Here is a 19,572-nt window from a genome sequence, read left to right on the forward strand (position 1 = left end):
AAACAGTGTCATCAAGGGGATTAGCGCTCCGCGGCAGAATATAATTCTGCGATAAAAAAGCCATTCAGCACAGATCCGCCATTATAACGCTTTCATATAGTGAGAGAGATCACATTCAGTAGCCGTAATCGTGGGTCGAAATGCAGGATAAAAACTGGTTAAAATTGTTGAATATCAAACACTTAATACACATGTAGCACATTTTTGTATAAATAAGATTGCCATTTGACCTGTGTGAGGATTCCCGATAACTTGAGGATCCGCTGGAAGCTTTCTCGATGAGCCGTCTGCTCATCATATTTATGCAGTAATTGAGATTCCCTCTGAAGCAAGTCCGCAATACTTGTTTACCGATGCGAAAGGATTTTGAGAGGGCGAATGCGAGGCCTGTGCCCCGCCGCCTTGCTCTTTCTGCGCCTGCGCGCAACGGTCAGATAGGGGTCTCCGTAGAGCCTGGGGAGGTTCACTGATATGTTGTACGATAAATCTCTTGAGAGAGATAACTGTGGTTTCGGCCTGATCGCCCACATAGAAGGCGAACCTAGCCACAAGGTAGTGCGTACTGCAATTCACGCACTGGCCCGCATGCAGCACCGTGGTGCGATCCTTGCTGACGGTAAAACTGGCGACGGCTGCGGCCTGTTGCTGCAAAAACCGGATCGTTTCTTCCGCCTGGTGGCCGAAGAGCGCGGCTGGCGTTTAGCCAAAAACTACGCCGTTGGCATGCTGTTCCTGAATAAAGACGCCGAGCTTGCTGCGGCTTCGCGTCGTGTCGTTGAAGAAGAACTTCAGCGTGAAACCCTGTCGATTGTCGGCTGGCGCGATGTGCCAACCAACGAAGGGGTCCTCGGTGAAATCGCCCTCTCCTCGCTGCCACGTATCGAACAAATTTTTGTTAACGCCCCGGCTGGCTGGCGTCCGCGTGATATGGAACGTCGCCTGTTTATCGCCCGTCGCCGTATCGAAAAACGTTTGCAAGAAGACAAAGACTTCTACGTTTGTAGCCTGTCGAACCTTATCAATATTTATAAAGGTCTGTGTATGCCGGCGGATTTGCCGCGCTTCTACCTGGACCTGGCGGACCTGCGTCTGGAATCGGCCATTTGCCTGTTCCACCAACGCTTTTCCACCAACACCGTGCCGCGCTGGCCGCTGGCCCAGCCGTTCCGCTATCTGGCGCATAACGGCGAAATCAACACGATTACCGGTAACCGCCAATGGGCGCGGGCGCGTACCTATAAGTTCCAGACTCCGCTGATCCCCGACCTGCATGATGCCGCCCCGTTCGTGAACGAAACCGGCTCTGATTCAAGTTCGATGGATAACATGCTCGAGCTGCTGTTGGCAGGCGGGATGGATATTGTCCGTGCTATGCGCTTGCTGGTGCCGCCAGCCTGGCAGAACAACCCGGATATGGACCCGGACCTGCGCGCATTCTTCGACTTTAACTCCATGCACATGGAGCCGTGGGACGGCCCGGCAGGCATCGTGATGTCCGATGGACGCTACGCCGCCTGTAACCTTGACCGTAACGGTCTGCGCCCGGCGCGCTACGTCATCACCAAAGACAAACTCATCACCTGCGCGTCTGAAGTCGGGATCTGGGATTACCAGCCGGACGAAGTGGTCGAAAAAGGCCGTGTCGGCCCTGGCGAGCTGATGGTTATCGACACCCGCGCGGGCCGCATTCTGCACTCCGCAGAAACCGACCACGACCTGAAAATCCGTCATCCGTACAAAGAGTGGATGGAGAAAAACGTTCGCCGCCTGGTGCCGTTTGAAGATTTACCGGACGAAGAAGTGGGCAGCCGCGAGCTGGACGACGATATGCTCGCCAGCTACCAGAAACAGTTTAACTACAGCGCAGAAGAGCTGGATTCCGTGATCCGCGTACTGGGTGAAAATGGCCAGGAAGCCGTTGGCTCAATGGGTGACGATACCCCGTTTGCCGTGCTCTCCAGCCAGCCGCGCATCATTTATGACTATTTCCGCCAGCAGTTTGCGCAGGTAACCAACCCGCCAATCGATCCGCTGCGTGAAGCGCACGTGATGTCGCTCGCCACCAGCATTGGGCGTGAAATGAACGTCTTCTGTGAGGCAGAAGGTCAAGCGCACCGCCTGAGCTTCAAATCACCGATTCTGCTGTACTCTGATTTCAAACAGCTGACCACGCTGAAAGAAGATCACTACCGTGCGGACACGCTCGATATCACCTTCGACGTGACCGAGACGACGCTTGAAGAGACCGTTAACGCGCTGTGTGATAAAGCAGAGCAAATGGTGCGTAACGGCACGGTGCTACTGGTGCTGTCTGACCGTAACATCGCCAAAAATCGTCTGCCCGTTCCGGCCCCGATGGCGGTGGGTGCTATCCAGACGCGTCTGGTCGACAAGAGCCTTCGCTGCGATGCCAACATCATCGTTGAGACCGCCAGCGCCCGCGACCCGCATCACTTTGCGGTACTGCTCGGCTTCGGCGCGACGGCCGTTTATCCGTACCTCGCCTACGAAACCCTGGCAAAACTGGTCGACAGCAAGGCTATTGAAAAAGATTATCGCCACGTGATGCTGAACTACCGGAACGGCATCAACAAAGGCCTGTACAAAATCATGTCCAAAATGGGCATTTCAACCATCGCCTCTTACCGCTGCTCGAAACTGTTTGAAGCCGTCGGCCTGCACGATGACGTGTCCGGCCTGTGCTTCCAGGGCGTGGTCAGTCGTATCGGCGGAGCCGGGTTTGATGATTTCCAGCAGGACCTGCTCAACCTTTCCAAACGTGCCTGGCTGGCGCGTAAGCCGCTCGATCAGGGTGGTCTGCTGAAATACGTTCACGGTGGCGAATACCACGCCTACAACCCGGACGTGGTTCGCACCCTGCAACAGGCGGTTCAGAGCGGCGAATACAGCGATTACCAGCAGTATGCGAAGCTGGTCAATGAACGCCCGGCAGCCACCCTGCGTGACCTGCTGGCGGTGAATCCTGGCACTGACGCCATCAGCATCAACGAGGTTGAACCGGCCACCGAACTGTTCAAACGCTTTGATACCGCGGCGATGTCTATCGGCGCGCTGAGCCCGGAAGCCCACGAGGCGCTGGCCGAAGCGATGAACAGCATCGGCGGGAATTCGAACTCCGGCGAAGGCGGGGAAGATCCTGCGCGCTACGGCACCAATAAAGTGTCACGCATCAAGCAGGTTGCTTCCGGTCGTTTTGGCGTCACGCCTGCGTATCTGGTTAACGCCGATGTGATTCAGATTAAAGTTGCTCAGGGCGCGAAGCCGGGTGAAGGCGGTCAGCTACCGGGTGATAAAGTCACGCCGTACATCGCCAAACTGCGTTATTCCGTACCGGGTGTAACCCTGATTTCGCCGCCGCCGCACCACGATATTTACTCTATCGAGGATCTGGCACAGCTGATTTTCGACCTGAAACAGGTCAACCCGAAAGCGATGATCTCCGTGAAGCTGGTTTCCGAACCGGGTGTGGGCACCATCGCAACCGGCGTAGCAAAAGCCTATGCGGATCTGATTACGATTGCCGGTTATGACGGCGGCACTGGCGCAAGCCCGCTCTCCTCGGTGAAATATGCGGGCTGTCCGTGGGAACTTGGCCTGGTGGAAACCCAGCAGGCGCTGGTTGCCAACGGGCTGCGTCATAAAATTCGTCTGCAGGTTGATGGCGGTCTGAAAACCGGGCTCGACATCATCAAGGCCGCAATTCTCGGCGCGGAAAGTTTTGGCTTCGGCACCGGCCCGATGGTGGCACTGGGCTGTAAATACCTGCGTATTTGCCACCTGAACAACTGCGCAACGGGCGTGGCGACACAGGACGAAAAACTGCGTAAGAATCACTACCACGGCCTGCCGTTCAAAGTGACCAACTACTTTGAGTTTATCGCCCGTGAAGTACGTGAGCTGATGGCGGAACTGGGCGTGAAACGTCTGGTCGACCTGATTGGCCGCACCGACCTGCTCAAAGAGCTGGACGGTTTCACCGCCAAGCAGCAGAAGCTGAACCTGTCGAAATTGCTGGAAACCGCTGAGCCGCACCCGGGCAAAGCGCTGTACTGCACCGAGACCAACCCGCCGTTTGATAACGGGGTGCTGAACGCACAGCTGTTACAGCAGGCGAAAGCCTGTGTCGATGACAAGCAGAGCAAAACGTTCTGGTTTGATATTCGCAACACCGACCGCTCTGTGGGCGCATCGCTGTCGGGCTACATCGCCCAGACGCATGGCGACCAGGGTCTGGCTTCAGACCCGATTAAAGCGCACTTCAGCGGCACCGCAGGCCAGAGCTTTGGTGTATGGAACGCAGGCGGCGTGGAACTGCACCTGACCGGCGATGCCAACGACTACGTCGGCAAAGGCATGGCGGGCGGTTTACTGGCCATCCGTCCTCCGGTCGGGTCTGCGTTCCGCAGTCACGAAGCCAGCATCATCGGTAACACCTGCCTGTACGGCGCGACCGGGGGTCGTCTGTACGCCGCAGGCCGCGCGGGTGAACGTTTCGGCGTGCGTAACTCTGGGGCAATCACCGTGGTGGAAGGCATTGGCGATAACGGCTGCGAATACATGACCGGCGGCATCGTCTGCGTGCTCGGTAAAACCGGCGTCAACTTTGGCGCAGGCATGACTGGCGGCTTCGCCTACGTGCTGGATGAAGACGGCGATTTCCGCAAACGCGTGAACCCGGAACTGGTAGAAGTGCTGGACGTCGATTCTCTGGCTATCCACGAAGAGCATCTGCGTGGGCTTATCACCGAACACGTTCAGTTGACCGGCTCCCAGCGCGGCGAAGAGATCCTCGCCAACTGGCCAGCGTTCTCGGCGAAATTTGCTCTGGTTAAACCGAAGTCCAGCGATGTCAAAGCACTGTTGGGTCACCGTAGTCGTAGCGCCGCTGAATTGCGCGTGCAGGCGCAGTAAGGAAAATCGATGAGTCAGAATGTTTACCAGTTTATCGACCTGCAGCGCGTTGATCCGCCGAAGAAACCGCTGAAGATCCGTAAAATTGAGTTTGTAGAGATCTACGAGACCTTCTCTGAAGGCCAGGCCAAAGCACAGGCAGATCGCTGCCTGTCCTGCGGCAACCCGTACTGTGAGTGGAAGTGTCCGGTACACAACTACATTCCGAACTGGCTGAAGCTTGCCAACGAAGGGCGTATTTTTGAAGCGGCAGAACTGTCGCATCAGACCAACACCCTGCCGGAAGTGTGCGGCCGCGTCTGCCCTCAGGACCGTCTGTGCGAAGGTTCCTGTACGCTGAATGACGAGTTTGGTGCGGTGACCATCGGCAATATCGAGCGCTATATCAACGATAAAGCCTTCGAAATGGGCTGGCGTCCGGACATGACCGGCGTGAAGCAAACCGGTAAGCGCGTGGCGATTATCGGCGCGGGTCCGGCGGGCCTCGCCTGTGCCGACGTGCTGACCCGGAACGGCGTGAAAGCAGTAGTCTTTGACCGTCACCCTGAAATCGGCGGCCTGCTGACCTTCGGCATCCCGGCCTTCAAGCTTGAAAAAGAAGTCATGACCCGCCGCCGGGAAATCTTCACCGACATGGGCATTGAGTTCAAACTCAACGTCGAAGTGGGTCGTGATGTGCAAATCGACGATCTGCTGAGCGAGTACGACGCGGTATTCCTCGGCGTCGGCACCTATCAGTCGATGCGCGGTGGTCTGGAAAATGAGGATGCGAATGGCGTGTTTGACGCACTGCCGTTCCTGATTGCCAATACCAAACAGATGATGGGCTACGGCGAAACGACCGAAGAACCGTATGTGAATATGGAAGGTAAACGCGTGGTGGTTCTCGGCGGAGGTGATACCGCGATGGACTGCGTGCGGACCTCGATTCGTCAGGGTGCGACGCACGTCACCTGTGCCTATCGTCGTGACGAAGAGAACATGCCGGGTTCACGCCGCGAAGTGAAAAATGCGCGTGAAGAAGGCGTGGAATTCCAGTTCAACGTGCAGCCACTGGGCGTGGAAGTGAATGCCAACGGTAAAGTCTGCGGCGTGAAAATGGCACGCACCGAAATGGGTGCGCCGGATGCCAAAGGCCGTCGTCGGGCAGAAATCGTGGCCGGTTCCGAGCATGTGGTACCTGCTGATGCGGTGGTGATGGCATTCGGTTTCCGTCCACACAGCATGGAATGGCTGGCCAAGCACAGCGTTGAGCTGGACTCTCAGGGCCGCGTCATCGCCCCGGAAGGCAGCGAAAACGCCTTCCAGACCAGTAACCCGAAAATCTTCGCAGGTGGCGACATCGTGCGTGGCTCCGACCTGGTGGTCACCGCGATTGCGGAAGGTCGTAAAGCGGCGGACGGTATTATGAACTACCTGGAAGTGTAATCCGCCCTGTGAATGGCAAATGAGAAAAGCCCGGAGTGCGCAAGCATCCGGGCTTTTTTATTGCAGAGCTTGCATCGCCGCACCCAGCAGTCCAGCATTGTGGCGATAATGGGCAGGTTTCAACGGCACCTGATACGCTTTCGGTTCCTGCGCCAAAAACGCCGCCACCTGCGCTAAATAACCCTCTGCCAGCCCAACGCTGCCGCCTATCACCACGCACTGACAGTCGGTCACCGCTTTGACATCCGCTATCAGCCTGGCCAGCACCTGCGCGGAACGCTGTACCAGCTCTTGCGCCTGCGCGTCACCCGCCTTCGCTCTGGCGAAGATGGCTTTAGCATCAAGACCGTAAAGCTCTCCCTGCGCGGCGGCGGCCATCCCACGTCCGGACGCTATCGCCTCCACACACCCGATGCGCCCACAGCCACAGCGTGGCCCATCCGGATCCGCCAGCGTATGGCCGAAATGCCCGGCCAGTCCTCCAGCCCCCGTCAACAGCCGCCCCTGACTGACCAGCCCGCCGCCAACGCCCGTTGACACGGTGATGAACACCATCTCCGCAATGCTCTCGTTCAGCGCCTGATATTCCGCCCAGGCCGCTGCCTGGGCATCATTCAGCACCAGACACGGCAAACCGGTGATGCGCGACACCGTCTCCTGTAGCGGAAACTGCGCCAGCCCGCCGAGATTAGCCGGATTGACGGCGGTTAACACGCCCTGATGAATAATCCCGGTTGAGGCCACCGCTACCCGCTGTGCCCGTGTCGCCAGCGGCGAAAGCAATGCCTCCAGACTGGCGGTAAGCGCCTGCGGCGATTGGCTGGCGGGCGTGGGGCATTCATGCCGCTCCAGCAGGCAAAAATCGTCGTCGATAATCGCCGCCGCGAGTTTAGTCCCGCCGATATCGACCGCGAGAGTGGTCATTGCCCGGCCCCGTGCAGCGCGTCACGATACCACTGGCAGATGTGCTCCAGCCGGGTGATTGCCGATCCCACTGTGACCGCCCACGCCCCATGCTGCATCGCCTGCGCGGCCAGTTCCGGCGCGTTATAACGCCCTTCCGCAATCACCCGACACCCTGCCTCGCTGAGCGCGGCGACCAGCGCAAAGTCAGGTTCCGCTGGCACCGGGCCACCCAAGTAGCCCGACAGGGTTGAACCAATAATCTCTGCCCCAGCGCGATGACAATATAATCCGTCTTCAACACAGGAGCAGTCTGCCATCGCCAGCAGGTGGTGAGCGTGAATGCGCTCCAGCAATGCGTTTACCGATGCGGGCCGGGGCCTGTCCGTACCATCAAAAGCAATAATGCTGGCCCCCGCCGCCGCAAGCGCATCCACATCATCTAGAAAGGGCGTGATCCGCACTGGCGAGTCGGGTAAATCGCGCTTGATGATGCCAATGATCGGGATCGTTACCTGCGCAGAAGTCGCCTTCAGGTTTTCGACTCCTTCAATCCGGAGCGCCACTGCGCCCGCCTGCTCTGCCGCCAGCGCCATCGCGGCAACAATGTCAGGTTTATCCAGCGGGCTCCCCGGCACCGGCTGGCAGGAAACGATCAGCCCGCCGTTGGCGCGGATCGCCGCATCAAGTTGTTCAAGTACAGACATTCTGTCTCCCTAGTTTTTAATCAGACTGCTTTTTTCACCACGTAGCGGCACGGCCCCGCTGAACGGTTTTCCGTCAATCGCATCATGCGTACGTAGCGCTTCCGGACGGATCCAGCGCTGAACGCGAGTGGGCATGTCCAGGCCGATCAGCAGGATGACCACAAACGTCAGCCCGAAAGAAAGCGATCCCAGCGCGGTGCCCAGATCCAGCTTTTGCGCGATCAGCGCGCCGATCACCGGGGCTATCGCGCCGCCGAGCGCCCCGACGTTATAAGTGAAGCCCAAACCTGCTGCACGTTGATCGGTATCGAAGTAGCCCCCGATCAGTTTCGGTAAGATCCCGGAGATCCCCTGACCTAACATCTGCTGGAAAAAGAGTAACAGGCCAAGGACCCAGACGTTGGTGCCGCCGATCGCAAACACAGGAATAATCAGCAATTGTGAAGCCAGCAGGCTCCAGACATAGGCTTTGCGGGTGCCGAGCCAATCGCCGAGGAAACCGCCGACACAGCAGCCTACCGCCGCGCCAAATCCGCTGAAGAACAGAACCCGGGCAACGGTGGAGTGATCGTAGGCCAGGTCGGTTTTCAGATAGGTTGGCAGCAGCGCCTGAATCGGCCATGAGTACAGGAACGCGAACAGCACCACCACCATCAACATCACTCCGGTGGGCCAGCGCTTGCCGCTGCTTTGCACCATAAAGCTGACGAAAATGATGGCGCTAAGCAGACCCAAGCCGAGGATCATCCCGGCGTTACGCAGTTCGCCAGAGAAACAGAACCAAAGCGCGGTCGCGGCCACCATGGTGAGGAAAATGTTGAGAACCCGATGATCACCGCGATACAGGATGTCGACCATTGTGCGGACCGGTGCTTTCCCGGCATGTTTTTGCTTCCAGTCTTCCGCTTCTGGAATGTTTTTACGCAACCACAGGGCAAAGACAATCGGGAAGATGCCGAGCAAAAACAACGCACGCCAGCCCCAGACGGGCACCACCAGACTGTAGACCTGCGCGGCCACCACAGCCCCCACGGAGAAGCCGGAGATCAAGAAGCCACTGGCCTTGTTGCGCATGTGCTTCGGCCAGCTCTCAATCACGTAAGTTGCGCTGGAGCCGTATTCGCCCGCCATACCCATCCCAATCACCAGACGGGCAATAAACAGCGTGGTAAACCCTGGCGCTAAACCGCAGGCCAGCGTGCCAACCGAGAACAATACAATGCTGGTGACCATCGCCAACCGTCGCCCATAGCGATCGCCCATCGCGCCCAGCATCAGGCCGCCAAACCAGCGGGAGATGAAGGCTGCAGAGATCAGGCTTGCAGCCTGAACGGTCGTCAGGCCAAATTCGCTTTGCACTTCGGTGAGTACCAGCGCCATCAGCACAAAATCGAAGCCATCCAGCAAATAACCGAGCCAGGCGGCGGAAAACGCCCGCCACTGCGCCCGGTCGAGATGGCGATACCACGGGATGCTTTGGGTAGTCATACTCATGTCACTCTCCCGCGCTGGGCTATGCCCACGCTGTTTTCGTTAGGTTTTGCCCGGAATCACCGGGCAACAGATCAGCGTTGCTGAGCCATCTCCTGCTGCAGCTCACTGGCCAACGCCTTCAGCGCGGGCAGGAATTTCTCATCGACCGGGGCGAAAGGCTTCCGGCACAGTGGCACATCCACGACGTCCATATAGTGCAGAACCGTTTTCAGTCCACGGAAAACACCAGTCTGGATAAGCAGGTCGATAACCTTGTTACATTCGCTCTGCAGGCGCTGCGCCTGTTGGAGATCGCCCGCCTTCAGCGCACTGACGATGTTCTGATAGCGCCAGCCCATGATGTTATACGTGCTGCCGATCCCACCGTCGGCACCTGACATCAGACCGGAGGCAAAAATTTCGTCGTAACCGTTATAGAGCACCAGATCCGGATGCGCCCGGCGGATCTGCTCCATTTGATACAGATCGCCCGAGGTCTGTTTCAACGCGCCGACACCCGGCAACGTCACCAGGGTGTTGATCTGATCCAGACTTAATTTCACCCCGCTGAGTGCCGGAATGTTGTAGACCACCATCGGCAACCCTTCAGAAGCGTCAATAATGGCCCGGTAGTGATCACAATGTTCATCGAAGCTGAACGGGTAGTAGAACGGCGTCACCGCCGATACCGCATCATAACCATAACCTTTTGCCGCCTGCGCTAAGGCCTGACTTTCGACGGTGCTGACGCAGCCGACGTGGGCAATCAGCGTTATCTGCCCTTTTGCCTCTTCTGCCACGATCTCCAGCACCCGTTGGCGCTCTGCTGAGGACTGGACAAATGCCTCCCCGGTAGAGCCCCCGACATAAAGCCCGTCTATCCCCTGCGCAATATTAAAGCGCACCAGACGGCGCAGGCTGTGCTCATCCAGCTGCTGCTGACGAGTAAACGGGGTTAACAGCGCGGCCATAACCCCACGTAAATTGGCTGACATACAAACCTCTCAGATGCGTGATGTAACATTATCGATATACCTTTATACCTGTTATACCAGCTCATTTATGCATCAGCCAAATACGGAAAGCTTATCTTGCGATCTGCTTCACTAAACGATCGTTATGATCGAACGGTTATTTCTTCTTTTGGATTTGCCCGAAAGCGTGCCAGGTCGCGGAAACGCTGTTGAGGTGTGTCTGCAGAGCACGATCGGCTTCTTCAGGCTCACGACGACGAATCGCCTCCACGATAGCGATGTGCTGCTGATAGCTGACGCTGTTGTGCTGATACAGTTCTTTATCGGCCACTTTAGGGCGGGCAGCAATCAGCCAGTCCAGCAGTGCGACGTGAATTGCCATGAAGATGGGATTGCCGGGGATCTCCGCTAACACGCGATGAAAATCCACGTCAGAACGGATGAACAAGGCGTTATCATCCAGCGACTGGCTGTTGATTTCCAGTGCTGTGGTTAGCCGTTCGATTTGCTCATCACTGGCATTTTCTGCGGCGTAGCGCACCAGGCTTGATTCAAAAAACAGGCGCAGCTGTTCGAAATGGGCGATGCCGTCAGGATGAGCGAGGAAATCTTTCGCCATGCCGGACAGTTCGCTGATGATGGTATCGGCAGAAGGACGTGAGACGCGGGCGCGCTCGCCGTTGTTAATTTGTACCAGACCTTTACGCTTGAGCGCCGCCAGGGCTTCACGCACTGAGGGGCGACCAACGTTAAAGAACGTCATCAGCTCACGCTCGGACGGTAACTGTTCCCCTTCCGCAAATTCGCGGCGGCGGATCATCTGCTCCAGCTCTTCTTCCACCATCTCCGACAACTTTTTGCGCGCCAGCGGACGGCGGCCCAGGCTGCGGCCAATCGTTTCTGAAGTCTCTTCTTCCTGAGGTTCAAATGCGTTCATAGCGGTTATTCGGGCCAGGTGACAGTAAGTGACAACGGATCCATAGAGTAACACAGGATTTTGGGGCTGGCGAAAGCGAGGGCAGATAACAAAACAGGCCCGAAAGGGCCTGTTGAATAACGGATTACTTCACTACGCGAAGTGCCGGACGGCCACCGCGCGGTGGCGGCGTATCGTCTGGACTGTTGTCGTCATCGCTGTCAGGCTTATCGCCATCGATGACCGACATCACGGTTTCGTTTTCAGCCCCGATACCGGCGTCGTCGTTGACGTTTGTCACGTCTTCATCGTACGCCGCTTCAGGTTCGAACATGGTACCTGCGCCATTTTCACGCGCGTAGATAGCCAGCACCGCAGCCAAAGGGACTTCAACCTGACGCGGCACCCCGCCGAAGCGCGCATTAAAACGCACGTCGTCGTTCGACAGCTCCAGATTGCCTACCGCACGCGGCGCAATGTTCAGAACGATTTGCCCGTCACGCGCGTATTCCATCGGAACACGGACGCCAGGCAAGGTTACGTCCACGACCAAATGCGGAGTCAGCTGGTTATCCAGCAGCCATTCATAAAATGCCCGCAGCAGATAAGGACGACGAGGTGTCAGCTGAGACACATCCATTCAATTAGCCCCGACCGAGGCGCATTTCACGCTCGGGTTCAGTTAAGGAAGCGAGGAATGAATCACGTTCGAAGACGCGAGTCATATACGCTTTCATCTCTTTGGAACCAGCACCGACCAGTTCGATGCCCATCACCGGCAGACGCCACAGCAGCGGTGCCAGATAGCAATCGACCAGGCTGAACTCATCGCTCAGGAAGTACGGCTTCTGAGTGAAGACTGGCGCAATGGCCAACAGTTCTTCACGCAGCTGTTTGCGGGCTGCATCAGCCTGCGCCGCAGAACCGGTCTGGACGGTATGCATCAGCGTATACCAGTCTTTCTCGATACGCTGCATGTACAGACGGCTTTCACCGCGAGCCACCGGATAAACCGGCATCAGCGGCGGATGAGGGAAACGCTCATCCAGGTATTCCATAATGATGCGAGATTCCCATAAGGTCAGCTCGCGATCCACCAGTGTCGGGACGCTTTGATTCGGGTTGAGGTCAATCAGATCCTGAGGTGGATTGTCCTTTTCCACGTGCTCAATCTCAAAGCTGACACCTTTTTCGGCCAGCACAATGCGGACCTGATGGCTATAGATGTCAGTAGGACCAGAAAACAGCGTCATTACCGAACGTTTGTTGGCAGCGACAGCCATGAAAACCTCCAGGTATATTCAGAATTTTTTTACTGCTACCTGCCACGATATTGTGACCGGTCAGTTGTAGAGCCCGCTAAGCGTCGAACGACATTCCTGTTCAAAAACAAAACAAACAAAAAATGAACAATCGCCCGCATTTGGGCAGAAAATTGGATGATAGTTTACCAGATTTTGCAGGGTTTGTGGTGAGCCGATTCTGGAAATGCTGAAAAAGGAGTGAAAAGAGAGATAAGGATTGTGGATAACGCCCATTTTATCCATAAAAAAACCCGCCGAAGCGGGTTTTTTCGCCAATTGTTCTGCCGAAGCAGAAACCAATTAACGTTTGGAGAACTGAGGACGACGACGTGCTTTACGCAGGCCGACTTTCTTACGTTCAACTTCACGAGCATCACGAGTAACGAAGCCAGCTTTACGCAGTTCGCCACGCAGGGACTCGTCGTACTCCATCAGAGCGCGGGTGATACCGTGACGGATCGCACCAGCCTGACCAGAAGTACCACCACCTTTAACAGTGATGTAGAGATCGAATTTCTCAACCATGTCGACCAGTTCCAGCGGCTGACGAACTACCATGCGGGCAGTTTCACGACCGAAGTACTGTTCCAGAGAACGTTGGTTGATAACGATTTTGCCGCTGCCCGGTTTGATAAACACGCGTGCTGCGGAACTTTTGCGGCGACCAGTGCCGTAGTATTGATTTTCAGCCATTGCCATAATCCCGATTAGATGTCCAGAACTTGCGGTTGCTGTGCCGCGTGGTTGTGCTCGTTACCCGCGTAAACTTTCAGTTTACGGTACATAGCACGACCCAGCGGGCCTTTTGGCAGCATGCCTTTAACCGCGATTTCAATTACACGCTCAGGACGGCGGGCAATCATCTCTTCAAAGGTCGCTTCTTTAATACCGCCGATGTGGCCGGTGTGATGGTAATACACTTTGTCTTCACGCTTGTTGCCGGTTACAGCAACTTTTTCTGCGTTCAGAACGATGATGTAATCACCGGTATCCACGTGCGGGGTGTATTCCGCTTTGTGCTTACCGCGCAGGCGACGAGCCAGTTCGGAAGCCAGACGACCCAGAGTCTTACCGGTCGCGTCAACAACATACCAGTCGCGCTGTACGGTTTCTGGTTTAGCTGTAAAAGTTTTCATTAAAAGCTTACCCAATAAATAGTTACACGTTGGTGAACGCCCAAACGTTTAAAAGTTGAGGTTCACACGACATTGTCCAGCAAACCTACCCCTTCGAATAGCCTATGCCGGCACGACAAAAGTTTTGGGAAAAAAACTTTGGTTGTAACGTGGGGTCGCAAGATTATAGAGAAGTCGACTTCAAAGATCGACCCCTTTTTATGATTTGAAGCGGGTTTTTAGCCCGCCAGGTGTTCACGCTTGAGATACTCTTCGCTTTGCATCTCCTGCAGACGGGAAAGACAGCGCTGGAACTCAAATTTCAGGCGTTCTCCCTGATAAATTGTGTACAGCGGCACGGCTGCGCTGACCACCAGTTTTACATGGCGCTCGTAAAACTCATCCACCAACGCAATAAAACGGCGGGCTTCACTTTCCATCAGCCCGGTCATCACCGGCACGTCAAACAGCATCACGGTATGGAACAGCCGGGACAGCGCAATGTAATCATGCTGGCTGCGGGCATCCACACACAGCGTCTCGAAGGAGACGGCCAGAGTCTGATTGTCGGCACCCATGGTGGCTAACGGGCGATGATTGATTTCCAGCACTGGGGCGGTTTCGCGTTTCGTTCCCGCCAGTGCCTGCCACAGCGTGTCCATTTGTTGACGCGTTTCATCAGTGAGCGGTGAAAGCCACAGATGCGCCTGGGTCAAGGTGCGCAGGCGGTAATCAATGCCTGCATCCACATTCATGATATCGCAGTGTTCTTTTATCGCCTCGATGGCCGGGATGAAGCGTGCGCGTTGGAGGCCGTTGCGATACAGCTCGTCTGGCGGGATGTTAGAGGTCGCCACCAGGGTTATCCCGCGGGCGAACAGCGCTTTCATCAGGCCGCCGAGCAGCATGGCATCGGTAATATCGGAGACAAAAAACTCATCAAAGCACAGCACGTCGGTTTCAGCTTTGAACCGATCGGCGATGATTTCCAGCGGATCGCTGTGGCCCTGCAAGGCCGTTAGCTCTTCGTGTACACGCAGCATAAAGCGATGAAAGTGCAGACGCTGCTTACGTTCCCCCGGCAGACTCAGATAGAACATGTCCATCAGCCAGGTTTTTCCCCGCCCTACGCCGCCCCACATATATAAGCCGCGAACCGGCATGCTGCTCGTCGGTTCACGCTTGCCCAGCAGTTTCCCGAATTTGGCCCGCAGGCCGCCGCTAGCGGGCGCGGCTGCAGCCGGAGAGTTAACCCATTCCTGATAGATGCTGTCCAGCCGGGACACAGCCTCACGCTGGACGTCATCGGGCTGGTGAGTGCCCTCTTTAAGGGCCTGGAGATATCGCGATGTGGGGGTCATGCTTTGCATAAGCTATTGTTATTTCCTGAAAAGCAACGTGCAGCAGTTCACGGTTGTCGAAAAAAAGGCCGTTCTACAGTACGCGATGACACGCCAGGATTCCACTTCTAAGGGAATAGCGGTTATAGTGGCAATATCGGGCGCAGGCGAGCAGCCTTATTGCCACCCTACGGAACCACAAAACAACGGGAGAAGTTCATGACCTGGGAATATGCGCTAATTGGTTTAGTTGTCGGTCTCATCATTGGCGCCGTCGCTATGCGATTTGGGAACCGCAAATTACGTCAACAGCAGGCCCTGCAGTACGAACTGGAAAAAAACAAAGCAGAGCTCGACGAGTATCGTGAAGAACTGGTCAGCCACTTTGCCCGCAGCGCCGAGCTGCTCGACAATATGGCCCACGATTACCGCCAGCTGTATCAACATATGGCGAAAAGCTCCAGCAGCCTGCTGCCGGAAATGAGCGCCGAAGAAAATCCGTTCCGCAACCGTCTGGCTGAATCCGAAGCGGGTAACGATCAGGCACCAGTCCAGATGCCACGCGACTATTCTGATGGCGCGTCTGGCCTGCTGCGCAGCGGTGCAAAACGCGATTAATTCCTCTTTTTTACGGGCGCAGCCACTGCGCCCGTCACTTCCCGCCTGACCCAGCTATTATTTAATCATCAACCTCATTGTTAGACGTCCGAAAATTCAATAACATCGGGCTGTTTAAGGGCGTATTTTCCTCACATTCCTCAGGTTATGAGAGCCAGCATCAATGAAGAAACAAACCTTATTATTAAGTGCGTTAACGTTAAGTGTTGGGTTATCTCTAGGCGTCGTCGCGCCGGTGTCTGCTTCTCTGCCTGCTCAGATCCCGGGTCAGACGCAGATCCCAAGCCTCGCGCCGATGCTGGAGAAAGTCCTGCCAGCGGTGGTGAGCGTGAAGGTTTCCGGCACGGCCACGCCTGCCGAAGTGGGCCAGGTGCCGGATGAACTGAAGAAATATCTCGGTGAAGACGCCCCGAACGAGACCCCACAGCCGTTCGAAGGCCTTGGCTCTGGGGTCATCATTGATGCCACGAAGGGCTATGTCCTGACCAATAATCACGTCGTTAAGCAGGCACAGAAAATCAGCGTTCAGCTTAATGACGGGCGTGAGTTCGAGGCCAAGCTGGTCGGCAGTGACGACCAAAGCGATATCGCCCTGCTGCAATTACAAAAAGCCGACCAGTTGACACAAATCGCCATCGCCGATTCCGACAAGCTGCGCGTCGGTGATTTCGCCGTCGCCGTAGGCAACCCGTTCGGTCTCGGCCAGACCGCAACCTCCGGGATCATTTCCGCCCTGGGCCGCAGCGGCTTGAATCTGGAAGGGCTGGAAAACTTTATCCAGACCGATGCCTCGATTAACCGGGGTAACTCCGGCGGCGCGCTGCTCAACCTCAACGGGGAACTGGTCGGGATCAACACCGCCATACTGGCACCGAGCGGTGGCAGCATTGGCATCGGCTTTGCCATCCCAAGTAACATGGCGATGACGCTGGCCAAACAGCTGATTCAGTTTGGTGAAATCAAACGCGGCCTGCTGGGCATAAAAGGTATGGAGATGAACGCGGACATCGCCAAAGCGTTTAATCTCGACATTCAGCGCGGCGCGTTTGTCAGTGAAGTTCTGCCGGGCTCAGGCTCTGCAAAAGCGGGCGTGAAAGCAGGCGATATCATCATCAGCCTGAATGACAAACCGCTGAACAGCTTTGCCGATTTGCGTTCCCGCATCGCGACCACCGAACCGGGAACCAAGGTAAAACTCGGCTTGCTGCGCGACGGTAAACCACTCAGCGTTGAAGTGACGTTGGATAAAAGTACCTCGTCGACGGCCAGTGCGGAATTGATCACGCCTGCGTTGCAAGGGGCTTCGCTCAGCGATGGTCAGATGAAAGACGGCACCAAAGGCGTTGTGCTTGATGACGTCGAGAAAGGCAGTCCGGCGGCACAGGTCGGTTTACACAAAGATGACGTGATAATCGGCGTCAACCGCCAGCGCGTACAGTCAATCGCCGAGCTGCGCAAGGTACTGGAGGCCAAACCGGCTATCGTGGCGCTGAACGTCATGCGCAACAATGAGAGTATCTATCTGCTGCTGCGTTAAGCGAAATTTTCCGTGGACATCGCCTGCATGTGATGTCCGCTGAAGTCGTGATATGCTGCGCCTGTTTCCTTACCTGTGATAATCGCATCATGCTTGTAAAGCTCTTACGTTCAGTCGCAATTGGTTGTGTCGTCGGTGGCATTCTGTTAGCCGCCATGCCGTCATTGCGGCAGTTTAACCCTCTGGCATCAGCGCCTTATGACAGCACTGATGAATCTCCTGCCAGCTATAATCAGGCCGTTAAACGCGCCGCACCGGCTGTGGTAAACGTCTATAACCGCGCCCTGAATAACACCACCAGCCATAACATGCTGACGCTGGGTTCCGGGGTGATCATGGACGAGCGTGGGTACATTATTACCAACAAGCATGTAATTAACGACGCCGATCAAATCATCGTCGCCTTGCAGGATGGACGCGTGTTTGAAGCGCTGATCGTCGGCTCGGATACCCTGACCGATCTGGCGGTGCTAAAAATCAGCGCCAGCGGTGGACTGCCGGTTATCCCTATCAACCCGAAGCGTACCCCGCATATCGGCGATGTGGTTCTGGCTATCGGTAACCCCTATAACCTCGGACAGACTATTACCCAGGGGATTATCAGTGCCACTGGTCGTATCGGCCTGAACCCGTCTGGTCGTCAAAATTTCCTGCAAACCGATGCCTCCATCAACCACGGTAACTCCGGCGGCGCGCTGGTCAATTCCCTGGGTGAGCTGATGGGGATTAACACCCTTTCCTTCGATAAAAGTAATGATGGTGAGACGCCAGAGGGGATTGGCTTTGCTATCCCCTTCCAGTTGGCCACCAAAATTATGGATAAGCTGATTCGTGATGGTCGGGTAATTCGTGGCTATATTGGGATCAGCGGTCGTGAAATTGCGCCTATGCACACCCAAAGCGGCCCGATGGATCAGATTCAGGGCATCGTGGTGAATGAAGTCGCTGCGGGCGGCCCTGCGGCTGAAGCCGGTATTCAGGTTAACGATGTGATTGTTTCCGTGAACGACAAACCTGCGGTCTCCGCGTTGGAAACCATGGACCAGGTGGCCGAAATCCGCCCTGGCTCAGAGATTCCGGTGGTCGTGATGCGCGACGACAAAAAACTGTCGCTGAAAGTCACTATTCAGGAATATCCCGCCACCAACTGACGGGCATAAAAAAACCGGAGCGCAGGCTCCGGTTTTGCTTTCTGGCGAGTCGCTTATTTATTAACGAACTCTTCGCCCAGCACGATATCTTTCTTCAGCGTATCCAGCATGCCTTCCAGCGACTGTTGCTCGTAAGCACTCAGTTTACCGACCGACTGACGCTCTTCCACACCGTTTTTACCCAGCAGCAGCGGCTGTGAGAAGAAACGTGCATACTGACCGTCGCCTTCAACGTAGGCACACTCCACCACGCCTTTCTCGCCCTGCAGCGCACGAACCAGCGACAGACCGAAACGCGCCGCCGCCTGGCCCATAGACAGCGTTGCAGACCCGCCACCGGCTTTGGCTTCGACCACTTCGGTCCCGGCGTTCTGAATACGTTTGGTCAGGTCAGCGGCTTCCTGTTCGGAGAAGCTCACGCCTGGGATTTGCGACAGCAGCGGCAGAATGGTCACGCCAGAGTGACCACCGATCACCGGCACCTCGATTTCTGTTGGCTGTTTGCCTTTCAGTTCCGCCACGAAGGTATTCGAGCGGATGATGTCCAGCGTGGTCACGCCAAACAGTTTGTTTTTGTCATACACGCCCGCTTTCTTCAGCACCTCAGCGGCAATCGCCACGGTGGTGTTGACCGGGTTAGTAATGATACCGATGCAGGCTTTCGGACAGGTTGTTGCCACCTGCTGCACCAGATTTTTGACGATACCCGCGTTAACGTTGAACAGATCGGAGCGATCCATCCCCGGTTTACGCGCCACGCCTGCGGAAATCAGCACCACATCAGCACCTTCCAGTGCCGGGGTTGCGTCTTCGCCGGAGAAGCCTTTGATTTTCACATCAGTCGGGATATGACTGAGATCCACTGCCACGCCCGGAGTAACCGGTGCGATGTCATACAGGGAGAGTTCTGAGCCTGAAGGCAGTTGGGTCTTAAGTAGTAGGGCAAGCGCCTGGCCAATACCGCCAGCAGCGCCGAGGACTGCGACTTTCATCCTAAACTCCTTATTATGGTTAGTTTCATCTACCGTAACTCCGTTGCGGCAACCTTAATTCACAAGGTAAACAATAACAATAAGCGTTGTTGAAGAATGCGGCTCTCCCCGCAGCATTGCGGTGTCATCGCTCACTTACCGCCTGTGATAAGACATCCGCGACAGCGTAACCGGTCGACTGT

General features: G+C 56.0%; 16 protein-coding genes. 5 read left to right on the top strand and 11 right to left on the bottom strand.

The annotated features are described in order from the left end of the window. Positions 1-471: 471 nt before the first annotated feature. The gene (gltB, locus tag SIK69_RS11855; RefSeq protein WP_319786151.1) at positions 472-4,932 is read left to right on the top strand and encodes a glutamate synthase large subunit; all 4,461 of its coding nucleotides are present in this window, start codon (positions 472-474) and stop codon (positions 4,930-4,932) included. 9 nt (positions 4,933-4,941) lie between these two features. After that, positions 4,942-6,360, top strand: a complete 1,419-nt coding sequence (locus SIK69_RS11860; protein WP_319627423.1) for a glutamate synthase small subunit — start codon at positions 4,942-4,944, stop codon at positions 6,358-6,360. 57 nt (positions 6,361-6,417) lie between these two features. Here the strand turns inward: SIK69_RS11860 and nanK are convergent, their stop codons facing one another. From nanK to zapE, 10 genes are all read right to left on the bottom strand, one after another. After that, a complete protein-coding gene (nanK, locus tag SIK69_RS11865; RefSeq protein WP_319786152.1) occupies positions 6,418-7,284 on the bottom strand; it encodes an N-acetylmannosamine kinase in 867 nt (288 codons plus the stop codon). Beyond that, on the bottom strand, positions 7,281-7,970 hold the full coding sequence (locus SIK69_RS11870; RefSeq protein WP_319627425.1) for an N-acetylmannosamine-6-phosphate 2-epimerase: 690 nt from the start codon (positions 7,968-7,970) through the stop codon (positions 7,281-7,283). The genes nanK and SIK69_RS11870 overlap by 4 nt, the downstream gene beginning before the upstream one ends. 9 nt (positions 7,971-7,979) lie before the next feature. Continuing rightward, entirely contained in the window at positions 7,980-9,464 is a 1,485-nt protein-coding gene (locus tag SIK69_RS11875) for an MFS transporter (RefSeq protein WP_319627426.1), read from the bottom strand. Positions 9,465-9,535: 71 nt separating this feature from the next. After that, on the bottom strand, positions 9,536-10,438 hold the full coding sequence (gene nanA / locus SIK69_RS11880; RefSeq protein ID WP_319627427.1) for an N-acetylneuraminate lyase: 903 nt from the start codon (positions 10,436-10,438) through the stop codon (positions 9,536-9,538). A 136-nt stretch (positions 10,439-10,574) separates the two neighbouring features. Beyond that, positions 10,575-11,363, bottom strand: coding sequence for a transcriptional regulator NanR (gene nanR / locus SIK69_RS11885; RefSeq protein WP_319627471.1), 789 nt, complete (start codon positions 11,361-11,363; stop codon positions 10,575-10,577). A gap of 115 nt (positions 11,364-11,478) precedes the next feature. Continuing rightward, entirely contained in the window at positions 11,479-11,973 is a 495-nt protein-coding gene (gene sspB / locus SIK69_RS11890) for a ClpXP protease specificity-enhancing factor (protein WP_319627428.1), read from the bottom strand. A 4-nt stretch (positions 11,974-11,977) separates the two neighbouring features. After that, positions 11,978-12,616, bottom strand: a complete 639-nt coding sequence (sspA, locus tag SIK69_RS11895) for a stringent starvation protein SspA (RefSeq protein ID WP_319627429.1) — start codon at positions 12,614-12,616, stop codon at positions 11,978-11,980. A 321-nt stretch (positions 12,617-12,937) separates the two neighbouring features. Beyond that, positions 12,938-13,330, bottom strand: a complete 393-nt coding sequence (rpsI, locus tag SIK69_RS11900) for a 30S ribosomal protein S9 (RefSeq protein ID WP_064543072.1) — start codon at positions 13,328-13,330, stop codon at positions 12,938-12,940. 14 nt (positions 13,331-13,344) lie between these two features. Beyond that, a complete protein-coding gene (gene rplM, locus SIK69_RS11905) occupies positions 13,345-13,773 on the bottom strand; it encodes a 50S ribosomal protein L13 (protein ID WP_110510601.1) in 429 nt (142 codons plus the stop codon). A gap of 218 nt (positions 13,774-13,991) precedes the next feature. Then, on the bottom strand, positions 13,992-15,122 hold the full coding sequence (gene zapE, locus SIK69_RS11910) for a cell division protein ZapE (protein ID WP_319786153.1): 1,131 nt from the start codon (positions 15,120-15,122) through the stop codon (positions 13,992-13,994). A gap of 189 nt (positions 15,123-15,311) precedes the next feature. Here zapE and zapG point away from each other — a divergent pair, with 189 nt between their 5' ends. The 3 genes from zapG (at position 15,312) to degS (ending at position 18,398) form a co-directional block, all read left to right on the top strand. Then, complete coding sequence (gene zapG / locus SIK69_RS11915) at positions 15,312-15,710, top strand: Z-ring associated protein ZapG (RefSeq protein WP_319627431.1); 399 nt, start codon at positions 15,312-15,314, stop codon at positions 15,708-15,710. 163 nt (positions 15,711-15,873) lie between these two features. Next, entirely contained in the window at positions 15,874-17,247 is a 1,374-nt protein-coding gene (degQ, locus tag SIK69_RS11920) for a serine endoprotease DegQ (RefSeq protein ID WP_319786154.1), read from the top strand. A gap of 89 nt (positions 17,248-17,336) precedes the next feature. Next, positions 17,337-18,398 (top strand): outer membrane-stress sensor serine endopeptidase DegS, encoded by a 1,062-nt coding sequence (degS, locus tag SIK69_RS11925; RefSeq protein WP_319627433.1) that lies wholly within the window; start codon positions 17,337-17,339, stop codon positions 18,396-18,398. Positions 18,399-18,451: 53 nt separating this feature from the next. Here degS and mdh read toward each other — a convergent pair whose 3' ends face one another. After that, a complete protein-coding gene (gene mdh / locus SIK69_RS11930; RefSeq protein ID WP_319627434.1) occupies positions 18,452-19,390 on the bottom strand; it encodes a malate dehydrogenase in 939 nt (312 codons plus the stop codon). Between the last annotated feature and the right edge of the window lie 182 nt (positions 19,391-19,572).

Origin of the sequence: Scandinavium lactucae (assembly GCF_033843265.1) — a bacterium.
Lineage (GTDB): Bacteria > Pseudomonadota > Gammaproteobacteria > Enterobacterales > Enterobacteriaceae > Scandinavium > Scandinavium lactucae.